The sequence below is a fragment of the Sorlinia euscelidii genome (assembly GCF_036452135.1).
GTDB classification, from domain to species: domain Bacteria; phylum Pseudomonadota; class Alphaproteobacteria; order Acetobacterales; family Acetobacteraceae; genus Sorlinia; species Sorlinia euscelidii.
In genome coordinates, this window is the sequence record NZ_JAWJZZ010000003.1 from 65,387 (window position 1) to 83,454 (window position 18,068).

At 58.0% G+C, this 18,068-nt stretch carries 18 protein-coding genes; 13 read left to right on the forward strand and 5 right to left on the reverse strand.

From position 1 onward, the window contains the following. Positions 1-21 precede the first annotated feature (21 nt). The 9 genes from rimM to CGLAMM_RS05990 all read left to right on the forward strand — a co-directional run bounded on the left by rimM (position 22) and on the right by CGLAMM_RS05990 (position 9,027). Positions 22-582 carry a ribosome maturation factor RimM gene (gene rimM / locus CGLAMM_RS05950; RefSeq protein ID WP_394820144.1) on the forward strand — a complete coding sequence of 187 codons (561 nt, stop codon included), beginning with the start codon at positions 22-24 and terminating at the stop codon, positions 580-582. Beyond that, positions 579-1,280, forward strand: a complete 702-nt coding sequence (gene trmD / locus CGLAMM_RS05955) for a tRNA (guanosine(37)-N1)-methyltransferase TrmD (RefSeq protein ID WP_394820145.1) — start codon at positions 579-581, stop codon at positions 1,278-1,280. Before rimM ends, trmD begins: the two co-directional genes overlap by 4 nt. A gap of 21 nt (positions 1,281-1,301) precedes the next feature. Continuing rightward, on the forward strand, positions 1,302-1,682 hold the full coding sequence (rplS, locus tag CGLAMM_RS05960; protein WP_319807241.1) for a 50S ribosomal protein L19: 381 nt from the start codon (positions 1,302-1,304) through the stop codon (positions 1,680-1,682). 38 nt (positions 1,683-1,720) lie between these two features. Beyond that, positions 1,721-3,121, forward strand: coding sequence for a 3-isopropylmalate dehydratase large subunit (leuC, locus tag CGLAMM_RS05965; RefSeq protein ID WP_394820146.1), 1,401 nt, complete (start codon positions 1,721-1,723; stop codon positions 3,119-3,121). After that, positions 3,121-3,753, forward strand: coding sequence for a 3-isopropylmalate dehydratase small subunit (gene leuD, locus CGLAMM_RS05970; protein ID WP_394820147.1), 633 nt, complete (start codon positions 3,121-3,123; stop codon positions 3,751-3,753). The genes leuC and leuD overlap by 1 nt, the downstream gene beginning before the upstream one ends. Continuing rightward, complete coding sequence (gene leuB, locus CGLAMM_RS05975; RefSeq protein ID WP_394820148.1) at positions 3,750-4,868, forward strand: 3-isopropylmalate dehydrogenase; 1,119 nt, start codon at positions 3,750-3,752, stop codon at positions 4,866-4,868. The genes leuD and leuB overlap by 4 nt, the downstream gene beginning before the upstream one ends. A 4-nt stretch (positions 4,869-4,872) precedes the next feature. Further along, complete coding sequence (locus tag CGLAMM_RS05980) at positions 4,873-6,075, forward strand: pyridoxal phosphate-dependent aminotransferase (RefSeq protein WP_394820149.1); 1,203 nt, start codon at positions 4,873-4,875, stop codon at positions 6,073-6,075. 47 nt (positions 6,076-6,122) lie between these two features. Further along, positions 6,123-7,331, forward strand: coding sequence for a pyridoxal phosphate-dependent aminotransferase (locus tag CGLAMM_RS05985; RefSeq protein ID WP_418115483.1), 1,209 nt, complete (start codon positions 6,123-6,125; stop codon positions 7,329-7,331). A gap of 85 nt (positions 7,332-7,416) precedes the next feature. Continuing rightward, on the forward strand, positions 7,417-9,027 hold the full coding sequence (locus CGLAMM_RS05990; protein WP_418115484.1) for a gluzincin family metallopeptidase: 1,611 nt from the start codon (positions 7,417-7,419) through the stop codon (positions 9,025-9,027). A gap of 43 nt (positions 9,028-9,070) precedes the next feature. On the opposite strand, the gene CGLAMM_RS05995 is transcribed toward CGLAMM_RS05990, so the two are convergent. Both CGLAMM_RS05995 and CGLAMM_RS06000 read right to left on the reverse strand, forming a co-directional pair. Continuing rightward, positions 9,071-9,589: a thioredoxin family protein gene (locus CGLAMM_RS05995; RefSeq protein ID WP_394820151.1), complete on the reverse strand. Its 519-nt coding sequence runs from the start codon at positions 9,587-9,589 to the stop codon at positions 9,071-9,073. A gap of 384 nt (positions 9,590-9,973) precedes the next feature. Then, a complete protein-coding gene (locus tag CGLAMM_RS06000) occupies positions 9,974-10,369 on the reverse strand; it encodes a DUF423 domain-containing protein (protein WP_394820153.1) in 396 nt (131 codons plus the stop codon). A gap of 552 nt (positions 10,370-10,921) precedes the next feature. On the opposite strand from CGLAMM_RS06000, the gene CGLAMM_RS06005 reads away from it, so the two are divergent. Further along, entirely contained in the window at positions 10,922-11,644 is a 723-nt protein-coding gene (locus CGLAMM_RS06005) for a hypothetical protein (RefSeq protein ID WP_394820154.1), read from the forward strand. Between the two features lie 23 nt (positions 11,645-11,667). On the opposite strand, the gene CGLAMM_RS06010 is transcribed toward CGLAMM_RS06005, so the two are convergent. Both CGLAMM_RS06010 and CGLAMM_RS06015 read right to left on the reverse strand, forming a co-directional pair. Next, on the reverse strand, positions 11,668-13,623 hold the full coding sequence (locus CGLAMM_RS06010) for an OPT family oligopeptide transporter (protein ID WP_394820155.1): 1,956 nt from the start codon (positions 13,621-13,623) through the stop codon (positions 11,668-11,670). Positions 13,624-13,732: 109 nt separating this feature from the next. Next, the gene (locus tag CGLAMM_RS06015) at positions 13,733-14,332 is read right to left on the reverse strand and encodes a hypothetical protein (protein ID WP_418115485.1); all 600 of its coding nucleotides are present in this window, start codon (positions 14,330-14,332) and stop codon (positions 13,733-13,735) included. Between the two features lie 182 nt (positions 14,333-14,514). Between CGLAMM_RS06015 and ispH the strand changes: the two genes are divergently transcribed. Genes ispH through rnhA form a run of 3 tightly spaced genes read left to right on the forward strand, consistent with a single transcriptional unit; the run spans position 14,515 to position 17,023 of the window. Then, the gene (gene ispH, locus CGLAMM_RS06020; RefSeq protein ID WP_394820157.1) at positions 14,515-15,531 is read left to right on the forward strand and encodes a 4-hydroxy-3-methylbut-2-enyl diphosphate reductase; all 1,017 of its coding nucleotides are present in this window, start codon (positions 14,515-14,517) and stop codon (positions 15,529-15,531) included. Positions 15,532-15,578: 47 nt separating this feature from the next. After that, entirely contained in the window at positions 15,579-16,553 is a 975-nt protein-coding gene (locus CGLAMM_RS06025) for a homoserine kinase (RefSeq protein ID WP_394820158.1), read from the forward strand. Next, entirely contained in the window at positions 16,553-17,023 is a 471-nt protein-coding gene (gene rnhA, locus CGLAMM_RS06030) for a ribonuclease HI (protein ID WP_418115486.1), read from the forward strand. Before CGLAMM_RS06025 ends, rnhA begins: the two co-directional genes overlap by 1 nt. 10 nt (positions 17,024-17,033) lie before the next feature. Here the strand turns inward: rnhA and CGLAMM_RS06035 are convergent, their stop codons facing one another. Beyond that, positions 17,034-18,050 carry an ABC transporter substrate-binding protein gene (locus CGLAMM_RS06035; RefSeq protein WP_394820159.1) on the reverse strand — a complete coding sequence of 339 codons (1,017 nt, stop codon included), beginning with the start codon at positions 18,048-18,050 and terminating at the stop codon, positions 17,034-17,036. Positions 18,051-18,068 lie beyond the last annotated feature (18 nt).

Here is an 18,068-nt window from a genome sequence, read left to right on the forward strand (position 1 = left end):
AACGCCCGATAGCGACTGACGATGACACGCGCACCGCAAGCTGACAGAGAGATACATGTCGCCACCGTGGGGAGACCTCACGGCGTGCACGGGCGTGTCCATCTTTCAGCGTTGACGGAGGACCCGGCCACGCTGGAGGCACTCTCACCCTTGCGGGATGAGTCAGGCCGATTGTGGCAGGTGCGCTGGGTGGGTCATCAGATTGCTGAACTTGGCGACCCGGATAAAGGGCCCCTGCAAAGCCGGGAAGATGCAGCGCGCTGCGTCAATCTCAAGCTTTATGCGCTGCGGACGCAGTTTCCCCAGGCGGATGAGGATGAGTTCTACCATGCGGATCTTATCGGCATGGAAGCTTTCTCACCATCAGGTGAGGCTTTAGGGACGGTGGTGACGGTCCATGATTACGGCGCGGGCGTCAGCCTCGAAATCGTGCAGGGACGTCAATCATGTGTGGTGCCCTTCACGCGGGCCTGCGTGCCGCACATCGATATGTCGCAGTCACGGCTTGAAATCATGTTGCCTGCGGAAATCGAAGTGGAGGGCGACCTGTCCGACGATGCTGAAGTGGTTGTGCGGCAATGACGTGGCAGGCAGATATCATCACGCTTTTTCCGGAATTATTTCCGGGCCCTCTGGGAATTTCCCTGACGGGCAGGGCGCTTGAGAAGGGGCTGTGGGCCTGCACGGCGCATGACCTCCGCTCACACGGGAAAGGACGTCATCACGCCGTGGATGACACGCCTTACGGTGGCGGGGCGGGGATGGTGATGCGCCCCGACGTGGTGGCATCGGCGCTTGATGCGCTGCCGGGCGACGGGCGGCCGGTCATTTACCCGACGCCGCGCGGGCGTCCCTTTTCCCAACGCGATGCAAAGCGTCTGGCGGCGGGAAGCGGGGTGGTGATCCTTTGCGGTCGTTATGAAGGTGTGGATGAGCGCGTGCTTGAAGCCCGCGGAATCGAACAGTTCTCAATCGGTGATTTCGTCCTTTCCGGCGGTGAGATCCCGGCCTGCGCGTTGCTTGAGGCCTGTGTGCGTCTGCTTCCCGGCGTCATGGGTTCATCTGACAGCGCGACGGAGGAGAGTTTCGAGAATGGCCTGCTCGAATATCCGCATTACACAAAACCGGCAGAATGGGAGGGGCTGAGCATCCCCTCCGTGCTTCTGTCCGGCAATCATCGTGACATCGCGGCATGGCGGCATGACCAGTCGCAGCGAATCACCCAATCGAAACGTCCGGATTTATGGGCGCAATATGCGGCCCGTAAACCCGGTATCTGAATTGTTACCAAGGAGACCATGATGAATACGATCCAGCAATATGAGGCGCGCGAGATTGAACGCCTGACCGCATCCCGCGCCGTTCCCGAGTTTCAGGCCGGTGACACGGTGCGCGTCGGAGTGCGCGTTGTCGAAGGCACGCGTGAGCGCGTCCAGGCTTATGAAGGCGTTGTGATTGCGCGCTCCAATAAGGGCCTCAACAGCAATTTCACCGTGCGCAAAATCTCAAATGGTGAGGGTGTGGAGCGCGTATTTCCGCTTTACTCGCCGAATATCTCCGAGATCACCGTTGTGCGTCGCGGCAAGGTCCGTCGCGCGAAGCTCTACTATCTTCGTGATCGCAGCGGCAAGTCAGCACGTATTGCCGAGCGCCCCCGGGATGTGGCAAAACCGGCTGAATAATCTTAAACAGGAGTAAATCCGGTGTCAGGGAGGGCGCGATGGCGCAGACATTATATGACAAGCTGTGGGCGGATCACGTCGTTGAGCAGCTTTCAGATGGTACCTGCGTCCTCTATATTGACCGGCATCTCCTCCATGAAGTGACGAGCCCGCAGGCTTTTGAAGGGTTGCGCCTCGCGGGGCGGAAAGTCCGCCGCGCCGAGGCGACAGTCGCGGTTGTGGATCACAACGTTCCGACGACGGACCGTTCCGCGCCCGTGGCGGAGCCGGAAAGTCGACTCCAGATTGAAACGCTCGAGGCAAATGTCAAAGCCTTCGGGGTGCCCTATATCCCCTTAAGGTCTCCGAAACAGGGGATAGTGCACGTTGTCGGGCCGGAGCAGGGCATTTCCCTGCCCGGCATGACGATTGTCTGCGGTGATAGTCACACATCGACACATGGGGCTTTGGGGGCCCTGGCCTTCGGTATCGGTACGTCTGAGGTTGAGCATGTGCTGGCAACCCAGACATTGCTGCAAAAACCTTCCAGAAATATGCGTGTCACCGTTGAAAACACGCTCCCTCCGGGCGTGACAGCGAAAGATCTCGCTCTCGCCATTATTGGTAAGATCGGGACAGCAGGTGGCACAGGTCACGTCATTGAGTTTGCCGGCCCGGCCATTGAGGCGCTGGACATGGCGGGCCGCATGACTTTGTGCAACATGTCGATTGAGGCCGGGGCGCGTTCCGGCCTGATTGCCCCGGATAAGACGACCTTTGCCTACATTGAAAACCGCCCTTTCGCCCCGAAAGGGGAGGCGTTTACGACCGCCTGTCGCCATTGGGCTCGCCTCCATACGGATGAAGGGGCTGTTTTTGATCGGGAAGTGACGATTGACGCGACAACGATCCGTCCCGCCCTGACCTGGGGCAATAGTCCGGAAAACGTGATTTTCATCGATGAGGTCGTGCCCGATCCCGAAAGTTGTGCGGACCCGGCAAGGGCGGCGCAATGGCAGCGCGCGCTGGATTATATGGGGCTTAAAGCCGGGCAATCCCTCTCCGGCACACCGATTGATGTCGCTTTCATCGGCTCCTGCACCAATAGCCGGATTGAAGATTTGCGTGCCGCGGCTGACGTGGTCAAAGGGCGGCATGTGGCGGCGCATGTCAGGGCGATGGTGGTGCCGGGCTCCGGCCTTATCAAAGCGCAGGCCGAGGCGGAAGGGCTGGATCGCATTTTTCTGGATGCCGGGTTTGAGTGGCGTGAGGCAGGCTGCTCCATGTGTCTGGGCATGAACCCGGATCGGCTTCTCCCCGGGCAGCGATGTGCCTCAACCTCCAACCGGAATTTTGAAGGGCGGCAAGGCCCGCGAGGTCGCACCCATCTCTGCTCCCCGCCCATGGCGGCGGCGGCGGCGATTGCCGGATGTTTTGTCGATGCGCGTGAGGTTGCGTAATGGATAAATTTACCCAGCTTACCGCCCTCGCCGCGCCAATGGCGGCTGAAAACGTTGACACGGATCAGATCATCCCGGCACGTTTTTTAAAAACCATTCACCGCAAGGGGCTGGGGCAGCATGTTTTCGCGGCGCAGCGATATGATGAGGACGGGCAGGAACGTCCCGATTTCGTGCTCAACCAGGCGCCTTTTCGGCACGCTCAAATCCTGATCGCGCTTGATAATTTTGGCTGTGGCTCCTCACGGGAACATGCACCTTGGGCCCTGCTGGATTTCGGCATCCGTTGCGTGATCGCGCCCAGTTTTGCCGATATCTTTTTCAATAACTGTTTCAAAAACGGCATTCTGCCAGTGCGCCTCCCGCGGGAAATCTGTCTCGCTCTGATGGAGGAGGCGCGTCTGGGCGCCAATGCGCGTCTGACAGTTGATCTCGAAAAACAGGTCGTCGTCACCCCGAACGGGGCGGAGATCCCTTTCGACGTCGACCCGCTCCGGCGGCGCCTGCTTCTGGAAGGGTTGGACGATATCGGCCAGACCCTCATCCACGAAAAAAAAATTGATGCCTTTGAGGCGCGTCGGGCAGAGCAGGCGTCCTGGCTCCCCTCCATCACGGAAGAGGTGGCAAAATGACTTCATCAAAAAAAATACTGGTCCTTGCCGGAGATGGGATCGGCCCGGAAGTGATGCGCGAGGTCGCGAAAATCGTGAACTGGTTCCGCGCCTATCGGGGCCTCGATGTCGATATCGCGGAGGAGCTTGTCGGCGGTGCATCGCTGGAAGTGCATGGCGTCCCGATCCGGGATGAGGTGATCCAGCGCGCGCATGAGGTTGACGCCATCCTTTTCGGCGCGGTCGGGGACCCGAAATGGGCGCATGTCGATTTCAACCTCCGTCCGGAAGCGGCGATCCTTGCGTTACGGAAGGAACTTGATCTTTTCGCAAATCTGCGCCCGGCGCAGGTATTTGATGCGCTGGCGGATGCGAGCACCCTCAAGGCGGAATATGTCTCCAAGCTTGACCTTTTGATTGTGCGTGAGACTGTCGGGGGCATTTATTTCGGGACGCCGCGCGGTATCGAGACTTTGCCGGACGGCTCGCGTCGCGGCATTAATACCGAGCTCTACACGACCTCCGAAATTGAACGCGTGGCGCGCGTGGCTTTCGATGCAGCGCGCAAACGTCAGGGGCATGTGTGCTCGGTCGAAAAAAGCAACGTCATGGAAAGCGGTCTTTTATGGCGTGAGGTCGTGACATCATTGCAGCAGGCCGAATATCCCGATGTCACTTTGACCCATATGCTGGCGGATAATTGCGCCATGCAGCTTGTGCGCAATCCGAAGCAGTTTGACGTCATCGTTACCGGCAATCTCTTCGGTGACCTTCTTTCGGACCTCGCTTCCATGCTGACGGGTTCTCTCGGGATGCTGCCCTCCGCCACGCTGGGCCCGCTTAAGCAGGATGGACGCCGCGCCGCCCTCTATGAGCCGATCCATGGTTCGGCCCCGGATATCGCGGGGCAGGGCATCGCGAACCCGATTGCGCAGATATTATCTTTTGCGATGATGCTGCGATACTCTTTTGAGCGGGATGAAGACGCTCGATTGATTGAGACGGCCATTGAAAATATCCTCAATACCGGCCTGCGGACGGCGGATATCATGACTCTCGGTACGGCACGCGTCGGGACGGAAGTGATGGTTGCGGCGATCCTGCAGGAGATCAAGCGGCTTTCGGGACAAGGGTAAAGTCATGCCCGTTATCTCAGCCCGCCTCGACCGTATTTCACCCAGTCAGACAATCGCCATGACGCAGAAGGCGCGGGAACTCCGCCTTGCCGGTCGTGACATTCTCAGCCTCTCCGCCGGTGAGCCGGATTTCGCGACGCCTGCGCATATTTGTGAGGCGGCTGTTCAAGCGATCAGGGACGGGGACACGCATTACACCGATGTCGCGGGCACGAAACAGCTTCGTGAGGCCGCCGCTGCGCGCTTGAACGCTGATTACAGTCTGGATTACACGCCGGATGAGATCATTATCTCAACGGGTGGGAAGCAGGTCATTTACAATGTTTTTGTCGCGACCCTTAATGCGGGGGATGAGGTCGTCATTCCTTCACCCGCCTGGGTCTCCTATCCCGATATCGTCGCTTTAGCGGATGGCACGCCCGTCATCATCCCGACATCGGAGCATGAGGGATTCAAGCTGACCCCCGATGCTCTACGCGCCGCGTTGACGCCGCGTACGAAATGGCTCGTGCTCAACTCCCCCTGTAACCCGACAGGCGCGGCCTATACAGGGGCGGAGCTTAATGCTTTGGCTGAAGTGCTTGCGGATTTCCCGCATGTATGGGTGCTAACGGACGATATTTACGCCAAGCTCGTCTATGACGGTTTTGAGGCCCGTACCATCGTGCAGGTGGCGCCGCAATTGCGGTCACGCACCGTTACGATGAATGGCCTGTCCAAAGCCTACGCCATGACGGGTTGGCGGATCGGCTATGCGGCTGCACCGGCGGGGCTGATCAAGGCGCTGACGAAGCTTCAGGGGCAGAGCACAAGCAATGCATGCTCCATCGCCCAGGCGGCCGGGGTTGCCGCCTTAACCGGATCGCATGATTTCCTGCAACCCATGTTGGCGGAATATAAGGCGAGGCGGGATCTCGTCCTTTCAGAACTGGCGAAAATCCCCGATATCAGTTGCGCCACGCCGCAGGGCGCCTTTTACGTCTTCCCCGCCATCAAGAATTTTCTCGGTAAGCGGACGCCGCAGGGGCGCGTGCTGTCCTCCGATGAGGATTTCGTCGCGGCACTTCTGGAGGAAAAAGGCGTGGCCACTGTGCAGGGGCGTGCGTTCCTCCATCCCGGCTATTTCCGCATTTCCTACGCCGCGGACCGCGCCGTGCTTCAGCAGGCCTGTGCGCGTATCATCGCGTTCTGCGCTGAACTCGGATGAGACACGGCACGCGGTCGGCTCAATATTGAGCAGAATGGGCTCGATCAATGGACGTTCAACTCTCACGCCGCCTCGAGAATCTGCCCCCTTCCGCCACGATCGCGATGTCAACCCGCGCGCGTGCGCTCAAGGCGCAAGGTGCCGCTGTTATTTCCCTGGCTTTGGGGGAGCCGGATTTTCCATCCCCCGAAGAGGCGCTGGAGGGCGCGATCCAGACTGTGCGGGAGGGGAAGACAGGTTACCCCCCGATCGGCGGTATGCCGGCATTCAAAGATGCCATCATCCAGAAATTCGCGCAGGACAATAAACTGCATTTCGCACCCGAGAATATTCTTGTGGGGAATGGCGGCAAGCAGCTGATCTATAATGCTTTTGCAGCGACTCTGGACCCGGGGGATGAGGTTGTCATTCCTCGGCCTTACTGGGTGAGCTACCCGCTTGTCGCGCAAATGTTCGGCGCCGTGGCGATATGCCCGAAATGTCTGGAAAGTGACAATTTCAGGCTCACAGCGTCAGCTTTAGCGGCATCTTTAACCGCCCGCACAAAATGGGTCATTCTCAATTTCCCGAATAACCCGACCGGCGCCGTGCTGGAGGCGGAAGACCTCCTCGCAATCGCGGAAGTGCTGCGGCGTCACCCACACGTGGCGATCTTATCAGACGAAATTTACGAACATCTGACATTCGGCGCCCGGCAGCATGTTTCCCTGCTGAATGTCGCGCCGGATCTCGCGTCACGCGTTCTGATCGTCAATGGTATGTCAAAGGCCTACGCCATGACAGGCTGGCGGGTCGGGTTCGGCGCGGGCCCGGCGGGTCTTATCCGCGCCATGACGATCATTCAAAGTCATGCAACGTCCGGCGTCTGCACCCTGGCGCAGGCTGGCGCGGTGGCGGCCTTGCAAAGCGATCCTTCTAAGCGAGTGCAAATGTGCGCGGTTTATGAGCGCCGCCGGGACCATGTGCTTGCTGCCCTCCGGGGTATTAAGGGGCTGAGTTGTGCCAGGCCGGATGGTGCGTTTTATCTTTTCCCGGGTGTCCATCGCCTCATTGGCCGCATCACCTCGGGCGGACGTCGGTTGCAGGACGATGTGGCCATAGCCGAAGCCCTTCTGGAGGAGGCGCATCTTGCGACCGTCCCGGGTTCCGCTTTCGGCTATGCTGGTCATCTACGGCTTTCCATCGCGGCTTCCGACGCTGATTTGACAGAGGCCATCGCGCGTATAAAAGATTTCGTGCAGAATTTGCGGGGTTGAGAGAAGACCGATCACGTTCACGGGAGGGATTAACGGTCCTATGACATCGATACCGATAATGTTTGAGGACCATCCCATACCCCACATGGACGCCGCGACGTTACGGGCCGATGCTGATGCTGTACGTTCGTTACTTCAATCCGGACATATTGCCGTTGGATTGACGCTTTTTGACGCGAAGCGACGCAGTTTTACCGCTTGGCAGTCTCAGCAACGGCTGCGCCGATTGCAGCAGCAAATGGCCCCGCAGGACGGAGATGTGACGCCGTCGCTGGAGGAAATGGCCGATAACTGGGCGCGGGAAGTCCTCGACATCCAACAGATTATTTTGCGTGATCACGCTGAAACGGCTCTGAGCCATCTTGGCCCGCACGTCATGCGGTTATGGCAGGCGGATGTGACTGTGGCGCGTTGTGCGGCTCATGAGGGGGCAGCTGAAGAGGCGCGATGTGTCAGCCAATTCAGGCGCGCATGGGCGGTGCATTCGGATGGGCTGACCCGCCCGCAGGGCAGGGGGGCGGATTTCCCGCCTGACACTCCGGAAGGCGCGGCGGCGGAAAAGGTTGACGTCGCGCCGGACATGGCGGCCTGTCTCGATCAACTCATAAAAACCCGTACCTCCCTTGCAGCGGCATTGGGCTTTAATCATTACCGCGATCTGGCCTATGAACGCCTCTATCGTTTCGATTACGGCCCGGCAGAGATTTTGCAATTTCATGCCAGTATACGCGCGCATGTTGTGCCTCTGCTGAAAGCCTACATGCAGCGTCGCCAGTTAGAGACGGGTGGGCGCGCCATCGACCAGTTGGAGGCGGAAATTCTGACTGCATTTAAGACGGTCAGCCCAATCGGTGGGGCGCGTCTCCTCTACGATCGTACTCTGGGTATTTTGTCCGATATTGATGCGGATCAGACATTGTCCCAGCTTTGCCGGCAATTATTAGCGCAGGACAAGGTCGCTCTTGAAAACGACCCGGATGGCGCGGCGTGGGAGAAGGTGCTGCCTGCGCCGTTTAAAGATGCTGCGCCTTTTATCGCCATCAAATGTAACGGCCAATCCCAGGACGTCCCGATCGTGACGAATGCGTTGGGCCGCGCCTATCAATATTGGCAAGGCGCGTCTCTGTCGCTTTACGAATATCTCCTCCCCACGCCGGAAGCGGCCGGTATCGCACCGAGAGCGCTCAGCCTGTTGGCCATGGGTCACGTTGAGCGCCTTCTCAAAGAAGGTGGCGCGGCGGATTATCGTCGGCAGTTTCTCCTCAAAATCCTGTTAGGACTGGTGCGGGCCGCCTGTATCGATGGTTTTGAGCACGCGATTTACGACCACCCTGAATGGTCGCATGACCAGCGCATGACGGCGTGGCATGAGCTGGAGAAAATCTACTTTCCCTGGCGAGAGGGACAGGACGGCGTCTGGGATGAGGAACGCCGCGCGTGGCAGCAGGAGGACGCCCTTTTCGATAGACCTTTCTCCGCCATCAACACCGCCTTGTCCGATTGCTGCGCCATGCAGATCTGGCTCTCCAGTCGCATTGATTCCGGCTATGCGATCGAGCTTTTCAAAAGCCTGTGCGCTCTGGGCGGAACTTATCCTTATCTCAACCTGCTTGAGAAGGCAGGTTTGATCTCACCTTTCGGCACGGATGTCCTGCCCGAAATCATGCATGAAGTTGAGGAACTGCTCTGGAACTGAGCGCCGGGCGCCGCGTGCAGGCGCGCCCGGAGAAGAAGGGTGGTCAGTCGCGTTTGTTCCATGCGACGATCTGATCGATGACGCTTTGCGGGGACAAGTCCCGCGCGTCACCAAGCACATTGGCACTGTCGCCATTCAGCAATTTACCATTGGGCGTGACAAGCAATATTGTCGGGACTTCATGCACTGTCACACCGTAATGCGCGGCAATTTCCAGATTTTTGTCCAGCCGGCCAATATTGACGGGCACGACGACGAAATGGGCGTCAAGCCAGGTCGCCGCATCCGGCTGGGAAAAAACACCCGCGAGAAAGCGGCAGTCCGGGCACCAGTTTCCCCCGAAAACCAGCAACACCCGGCGGTGCGTCTTGCCTGCGGTGGCGAAGGCTTCCTCAACCTGTCGTTTGGCGAGGGCAGGGTCGGGGTAGGGTTTGGCATCCGGCACAATCGTGGTGGATCCATCGAAGCTTGGCGGGGCGATTTCAGCCGTGTCCGCCAATAAGGGCGACGCGGAAAGGGAGATCAAAATTGTGCCCAAAAGGGCGATACGACGTAGAGTCATGTTGAGATCCCTGTTAGATAAAGGGGGAGGCGAGGAATGACGCGCCCGAATTCGACGCAATGCGAGCCTTGAGCGCAATCGCATTTGAGACGGCATTCTCATCCTTCGAAAATGGCATATTTATGGCGATGACACACACTAAACAGTTGGATAAAAACGAGGTGCCGATCCGCGTCACGCTGATGCGTACGCTGGTTCTGACAGTTCTGACCATCAGCTTTGTCCTCTTTGTCAGAGGGTCCACCCTTCTTGCCCGTTGGGTCAACCAGCTTGCGGGCAGTCGGTGGTGGAACAGCCTGTACGCGCCCCTCGGTATTGAAACGGCAAAAGGGCGTGAGCAGCTTATCATGGTCACGATCATTGCGGTTTGCTTCATTGTGGCGCTCAGTCTTCAATTGATCTTTGTCGCTTCGTGGCGCGGCCTCCGATCGCGGCAAGCGCGAGGTAAAGCCAGGACACCATAAGCAGCACCCCGCCCGCCGGGGCACCGTAAGCCCGGTCGATCCAGCCAAAGGCGGCCAGCGTGACGGGAAGGCAGAAAAACAGGATTCCCACGATATATCCAAGTGTTGCGACAATGAAGTTCGGTTTTTGACTTAATGCCAGCACGATAATAAGTACGGCGTGGAGCGATTCCATCTGAGACGCTGCGCGCAACATTTCCCGCCCATTTGCCGCGAGAATTTCATCGGAAACGTGGCTCGCCAAGGCGGATAGCGCCACGCCGACAGCGCCATACAGGCCACCAAAAAACAACGCCACACGTTGCAGCAATTTCATATTTGCCCGACACCTTTTTTGATATACGGCGCTATGTCATCCAGAGTAAATCGGGGGCGCCGAACTGTCGCAGCGCGCTTCCTCGCAGACCGGTGTGCTCCGAAAGGATTCGGCCTTATGGACAATATGGCCAAGTCAGAGAGCCGGTCAAGAATGAATAATTTGTGTATATCTTGCAAAATTTATCGTATATAAAAATTAACGGCGCAGGTCACCTGATCGGGGGGCGCGTCATATACTTTGTTAAATGGTACGGTTTCTGGTTGTTATCGGTAAAGTGCCACGTCAAACGCTTATATCGAGGCAAATTAAGACTATGTTATATCCGACGAAAAAATCTTTTATAAAAATAATCATCGGGGTGACGTCGAAATTGCTGTCCGACTTATGTATAGTGCCAAGGATTCTCTACTCAGGCATCAAATGACGCGATGTATCCTGGTAGGCAAATAACTCATGTCCAGTCGGACAACTTAAATAAATACGGAATTTTGCAGGACGACCCGCCAAGTGATGATGCCGCGACGTCATTGTCGGAAGTGGGGAAAGGCAATGGAGCAAGACGTCAGCCGCCACCCAATGGCGGTAACCCCGACGCGCGTTACTTCCTCCCATGCTCATATGGCAAAATTCAGGAAAGGAGAAAAAGTGTCGGGTGACATGCCAGTCGAGCAAACTTCATCAAATGATACGCAGGATGTCAGCGAGGAGGCCTTAAGGCGCGCTTTGGACCGCTTGGGCTCGCGCAAGCAGAGTGACAGCCCGAAAGCGTCTTTCAACAATCATCGCCGCGCGGCGCCAGAGCCACGACGCCGACGCTTCAACGCGGATCGTGACGTCATCGTTGAGCGTTGCGCCATACCGCGACAGAATGCGCGCGGTCACGTGCAAAGTAATGTGGAAGACCATGCCGCCGAAATTGAGCGGATGAAGCAGGAAATACGTGGCGCGCATCGCAAATCCGAAACGGCAACGCGGGAGTTGACCGCCGCAAAAAATCAGATCAAGCAATTAGAGGCGCATCTCATGCATGCGCGCTTGCGGGTGCAGGAGCTTGAAAACGCGGTCAAGCATAAGGACTCGCGCCTCGTCGCGCTGCGGGAGGCTTATGAGGCGCCGCCTCAAGCGCCGAAGTCCGGCGCAAGCAAATCGGCCAATGTGCCGGCTAAAAATGCGAAAATAGGGAAGGCGGCGAAAACCATCAGCCCGCGAGTGCCTAAAACGAGTAAGGTCGCCTACGACCCGCAAGAGCCCGTGCGGTGGTGGAAAGACTGAAAAATCTGGTGAGGCTTGCGCGCCTAACTTTGGGAGGCGCGTGAGGGTTGTGACGTATCGTCGGCACCTGATTTCAGGGAGGCCATCCAGAAAGCAGCGGCGAGGAATGCCCCCACCCCAAGCCATTGACGGGCCCACGGGTCAGGCGTGGGTATGTGTTGCAGGAGGGCGGGCGCGGAGACATTCGCAATCGCGAGGATGATCCCCGTCAGGCTCTCTCCCACAATAAAGCCGCACGCGATCAGCGTCTGACCCTGGGCGTCCGAACCATGATTCCGTCTGCTGCGCCATTTGCTGCATAGAAACGCGATGAGACTGCCAAAGGCAATTGTCACGGACACGTCGGGCGGCAGATAAATTCCCATGCCGATCGCCAGGGCAGGAAGGGCGTAAGCTTTCCCTTTAAAAACGTTTTCCAGAAGGATCATCGTCAAACCAATCCCGGCTCCGATGGAAAACATTGTCCAATCCATGCGCCCCAGCATGATGCCGCGTGCGAGCGAGAGCATCAGCGTCGCCTGAGGCGCGGCGAGCGGGGGCGTGGCAGACGTTGCCACGAGGCTCTCACCCAGAAAACCATAGGCTTGATGAAGCAGGTTGAGGATCGGCGGCGTCACGACCGCCCCGACAATGCACCCGATCATAAGGGCGACCTGCTGCTTCCAGGGCGTCGCGCCGAGAATCTGTCCGGTTTTAAGGTCCTGGAGATTATCGTTGGATATTGCTGCGGATGCGGTCAAAGATGTCAGAATAAACAGCGTAAAAGCAATAATGGTCGTCTGATTGGCCGCCGTAAGATGCGCGTTGAAAAAAGGTGTTGCCTCCGCAAGGCGCAGGAGAAGGCAGATTGCGATGATCGCGATGATCATAATGCCGGAAATCGGGGAGGAGGAGGAGCCGATCAAACCCGCCATATAGCCGCATGAGGCTGCGACGAGGAAGCTCAATATAAGACAAAGAATCACACTGCCGAGCGCCAGCATAACCGACATAGGGCCGTGTTCGGGCAGAAAATTATAGAAGCTGCCAAATAGGGCGACGGCGACGATAACGCTGGATAAAATGAGATATTTTAAAGGTAGATCTCGCTCCTCAGCCGCCGGACGCGCCTCATCGCGACGGCTTGCCAGCGCACGCAACCCCGATATGACGCCAGGCGCCAACTGAATAAGCGTCCAGGTCGCGGTGATGGCGATGGCGCCGGCACCGATAAAACGCACTTTTTCAGCCCAGATCTGCGTGGCGACGTCAAAAATCGGCAGATCGACCGGGAGGCGCATCATGTGAGCGCTCAATATCGGCACGGCCATGAGCCAGGCAATGGCGACGCCGAGCAGCATGGCCAGCCCGCCACGCAGGCCGATCAGGTAACCAACGCCAAGCAGCGCGGTCGAGTAGGCGCCTTGCAGACAGAAAATCGCCCGTCCCAAAGGTTTGGCCAGAATGAACCCGCTGGCTAACCATTTCGTCCCCGATGTCAGCACTGTAAAAATGGCGCTGAGGAGCGTGGCGACGCTTAATAAACGCAGGGCGCGGCCCGAATGATGTGAGAAGCCCGCTTCAAGGACTTCGGCGCAGGCTACACCTTCAGGGAAAGGGAGATCCGGTCGGCGGATTAAAGCATGACGCAGGGGGACGGTGAAAATAACCCCCGCAACCCCGCCCGCCGCGGTGGCGAGGAACACGGGCCAGAAAGGGAAGCTGTGCCAATGACCCATAATGACGAAGGCTGGCAATGTCGCGAAGACGAAGCTGATCGCCGCTGAGGCCGACGCCTGAGTCTGCACGATATTGTTTTCGAGAATGTGACTGTGACTCAAGGCCCGCAATATGGACATGGAGATGATCGCGGCCGGGATGGAGGACGCAATGGTCATGCCGATCTTGAGCCCGAGATAAATATTTGCCGCGGTGAAAATAAGGGTGATCAGCGTGCCGATGAGGAGGCCGCGACATGTCAGCTCTCTTTTTGTCGTCATAGACGGGCCATCATCTTTGCTTCAACGCGCCACCGCGTAGCCTCTGCTCTAAGCGGCGACCCTGCAGAATGGCGCCACCCCGTCAGAGCGTCATCCCCGAAAGCGCATCTTATCGACCGGTCTTACGGAAATAACCGGAAATCAGATGGTCGCGATTATATTGAAGTTGCTGCGGCGTCAATTGAATGCCGATTTTGAGCGCGTAATTTGTGTCCTGGAGATCTGGCGAAGCCGGAACATCGATATAACGAAGCGGTGAGAGCTTCGTCACGCGCACGTCATTTTCCGACAAAGCAAGGTGCAATGTGAAGGTTTTTTTGTCGAGCACCTTGTTGTCCCGCGTGACGGCCACGAAATAAGGGAGATCGATATTGATGGGGGCATTGGTCGCGCCGCGCTCAAGCGTGACCCTGACGCTCACGCGGGAGCGGACGGCTTTTTTAGGCGCGGCGGCGCAGCTCCCGGCAATGCCGGTAAGGGACACGTGATAAGCGGGTGCGTGGGCGCTCGGCGCGTCGGTGTCAAGCTGGTAAAGGTCAGAAGCGGGGGGACGACATCGACATGGGGGCAGACAGGCGCAAAATCGCCTTGTTCCTCCCGTGTGCAGGCTGCCAACGCCAGGATGGAGGCGAGAGTGAGTGGGACTCTGACAAATCTGGAATTTGATGCGACCATGACTGACAGTTCCATTTTCCGTCGGAAGATGCAAGCGCTACCCTCTTCTGCTTCATGCGCGTCAGGGCGCCGAATGTTCCCCAATGGTCAGATGGTTTGCGTTTTTCCTTGATGCGGGACATATATGCAGCTCTTGCGAATTTTGAACGTTTCTGGCGATGGGGCCCGGACGCGGCTTTAACCCTTGCGCCGATATGATGGCATGGATGGACTTGAATGGTTCAAAACCCGGTGATCAACCGACTTGACGATAATCTGGCGACGTCGGCGCACACGATTCGTACGTTGCGCGTTCTTCTCGCCGGGCCCCGTGGTTTCTGCGCCGGGGTTGATCGCGCCATCCGGGTTGTTGAGGAGGCGCTGCGTCGTTATGGGGCACCCGTCTATGTACGTCACGAGATTGTCCATAATCGTACGGTCGTAGAAAGTCTGGAGAAGAAAGGCGCGATTTTCGTCGAGGAACTCGATGAGGTGCCAGCGGATGGCCATGTCGTTTTCTCCGCCCATGGTGTCCCGAAAACCGTCCCGGCTGAGGCGGAGCGGCGGAACCTTCTCTATCTTGATGCGACCTGTCCGCTCGTGTCCAAAGTTCATCGTGAGGCAGAGCGCCATTTTGCCGGCGGGTCGGAAGATAGTCGGCATATTCTGATGATCGGCCATGCCGGGCATCCGGAAGTTGTCGGGACGATGGGGCAATTGCCTCTCGGGGCGGTAACGCTGATCAACGATGCGGATGAAGCCCGACGCGTTGAGCCCAAAGACCCAACACGCCTCGCCTTCATTACCCAGACGACGCTTTCGGTTGATGATACGTCAGAAATCGTGTCGATTTTGCGGGAGCGTTTTCCGCTCATCGAGGGGCCGAAAAAGGAAGATATCTGCTACGCCACGACGAACCGTCAGGAAGCTGTTAAAGCCATCGCGCCGGAAAGCGACCTTGTCATCGTTATCGGGTCCCCCAACTCCTCCAATTCCCAACGTTTGCGGGAGGTCGCGGAGCGCTCCGGTGCGAAGGCGGCCTTGCTGGTGCCAAAGCTTGATGCCCTGGATTGGTCCGTTCTGGATGATGTCGAAACGGTCGGGATTACGGCGGGTGCTTCGGCACCTGAATCACTGGTGCAGGAAATCGTGGATGCGATGTCCAAACGCTTCCGGCTGAATATCGAGGAGCGCATCGTCAAGGAGGAAAACGTTACTTTCCGCCTTCCCAGCCCCTTGGGGGACATGCTTTAACGCGGCATCTCCCGGGGATGTGATATTTCCGTAATATTGGACGGATCATGGCGGTATATACAAGGGTCGGAGACGCGGATCTCGCAGCGTTTCTCAAAAATTACGCGTTGGGCGCCTGTCTTTCCTTCCACGAAATCGCGGAAGGCGTCGAGAATAGTAACTTCCTCCTCCAGACCGCGGACGCGCGCTACATCCTGACCATTTTTGAAAAGCGTGTCGCGCACCATGATCTGCCTTGGTTCATGGGACTGATGGCGCATCTCAACACGCAGGGTTTGAAATGCCCGCGCCCCGTTGCCGGGCAGGATGGGCAGGTTTTAAGGCCGCTCCTCGGCAAAACCGCGGCAATAACGACGTTTCTGCCGGGACGGCCTGCAATGGAGCTTTCAGCGGATAAATGTCACGAGGCCGGGCGATGCCTTGCGCAATTACATCTGGCCGCACAGGGTTATGCCGCGCAACGCGCCAATGATTTCGGCCCAGCCGCCTGGACGCCTCTCTTTGACACGGCGCAGCATGCCGCTATGCTTCATGATGCGGGCCCCATGCTGCCGCTTGTCGCGCAAATAGCGGAGGCCCTGCCGCGTATCCTGGCGCAATGGCCGCGTCCCGGCGCCTTACCGACAGGTCACATTCATGCGGACTTCTTTCCGGATAACGTGTTTTTCGGGGAGGAGGGTAAAATATCCGGGGCAATTGATTTCTATTTCGCTTGTTCGGACCTTCTCGCTTATGACCTCGCCATCGCGCTGAATGCCTGGTGCTTTCCGGATGATCGTGAAATGAGCCCGATTTTATGCGCGGCCATGGTGGCTGGCTATCAATCGGTTCGCCCCTTGACCGAGGCGGAAAAGGCGGCTCTCCCCCTCCTTGCGCAGGGAGGCGCCCTGCGCTTTGTGCTGACGCGATTATATGACTGGATCGCAACCCCCGCTGACGCGCTTGTCACGCGCAAGGACCCCGCTTCATTTATGCATCGCTTGCAATATTGGCAGAAGAATCGCGCATGGGAGTTGAACTGATGGAAGAGACCCCGCGGGAACGCCCGATGGTGGAAGCCTGGACCGATGGTGGGTGTCGTCCCAATCCAGGTCCCGGGGGGTGGGGGGTTCTTCTTCGCTTTGGCGGCAAGGAGCGGGAAATATCGGGCGCCGACCCTGACACGACCAATAACCGTATGGAAATGACGGCGGCCGCATCCGCTCTGGAGGCGCTGACCCGCCCCTGTCGTGTGACCCTTTATACAGATAGCGCTTATGTCAAAGACGGGATGACGCGATGGCTTACAGGTTGGACGCGGCGAAACTGGCGAAGCGCATCGGGCGACCCCGTCAAAAATATGGACCTCTGGAAACGCCTCCTCGCCGCGGCGCAGCCCCATGACGTGACCTGGGTGTGGGTTAAAGGGCATAGCGGCCACCCTGAAAATGACCGCGTCGATGCGTTGGCAACATCGGCGCTTGAGGCGGCCGCGTCAGAAACGCCCTCCTGACGCGCCTCCTTTAGACCTTATACGTCAGGGCGGCGGCGATCTCGGATGCGTGCGTCGTGCCCGGTATCTGCTTTATCAACTTGAACTCATCCACATCTTGCGCGACCTGCACACGCAGCAGGTCATTGGTCAGAACGGTTCCCCCTGTCTGGCGTCTCAACATGCCCGCGAGGTCCGGCGGTGCATCCGGGCGCGCGCTCCAGTCTTTAATCAGTGCATCGATCTGCCCTTTATAGGCGTGCTGCGCAGCCAGAAAGCTGAAAGCGAGCCGTTTCGCCAATTGAGGATATTTCTGTAACGTCGTGTCCGCGATACCAAGGACGAGGTCCACGCGGTTGCGGGCGAGTCCGGTCATACTATCCAGCATGTTCCACCCGCGCTTGCCGACCGCTTTGAGCACACGCCATGAGGCGTCATCATGCAGGACGAAGGCATCAATTCTGCCCTCAATAAAGGCTTGCGCCATTTCCGATGCGGGAAGCTCCACCCAGGTGACATCTGTCGTCGGGTGCATGAATTTCCGTCGCAGTCGAATGCTGAGAAAGCGGCGATCCGCCCCGTGGAAAGAGGTGATCCCAATTGTTTTGCCGCGGAGATCCGCAATTTTATTGATGCGGCGGTTGCGCTGTACGACGACCCGGTAATAACCGGTCCGAATGCTGCAAACGAGTTTAGCCGGGGGCGGGGCAATGTTGGGCCGGTAAAAAGCCGGTATCCAGTCCAGCAGGGGTGCGACAACGATATCGACAGGGTTCGGCGGGCTTAAAAGATCGATGGACTGAAGATCATCCTCTGTCGACACTTCTGTCAGATGAAGGCCATGTTCTGCGAAAAGACCATTTTCACCGAGGGCGAGCATGGGCTCGTAACGTCCATGGGCCCAGGCCATGCGCAGCGGGCCCGGTATCTCATCACGATTTTCCAGCGCAGCAGGTTGATGCGGCCTTGAAAGATAAAAACCGGTGCCCAGAGCCACGGCGGACGTGCCGAGGCCGCCCATCACTGCACGTCGGGATATGGGCCGCATCATTTTCTCCTGAAAAAG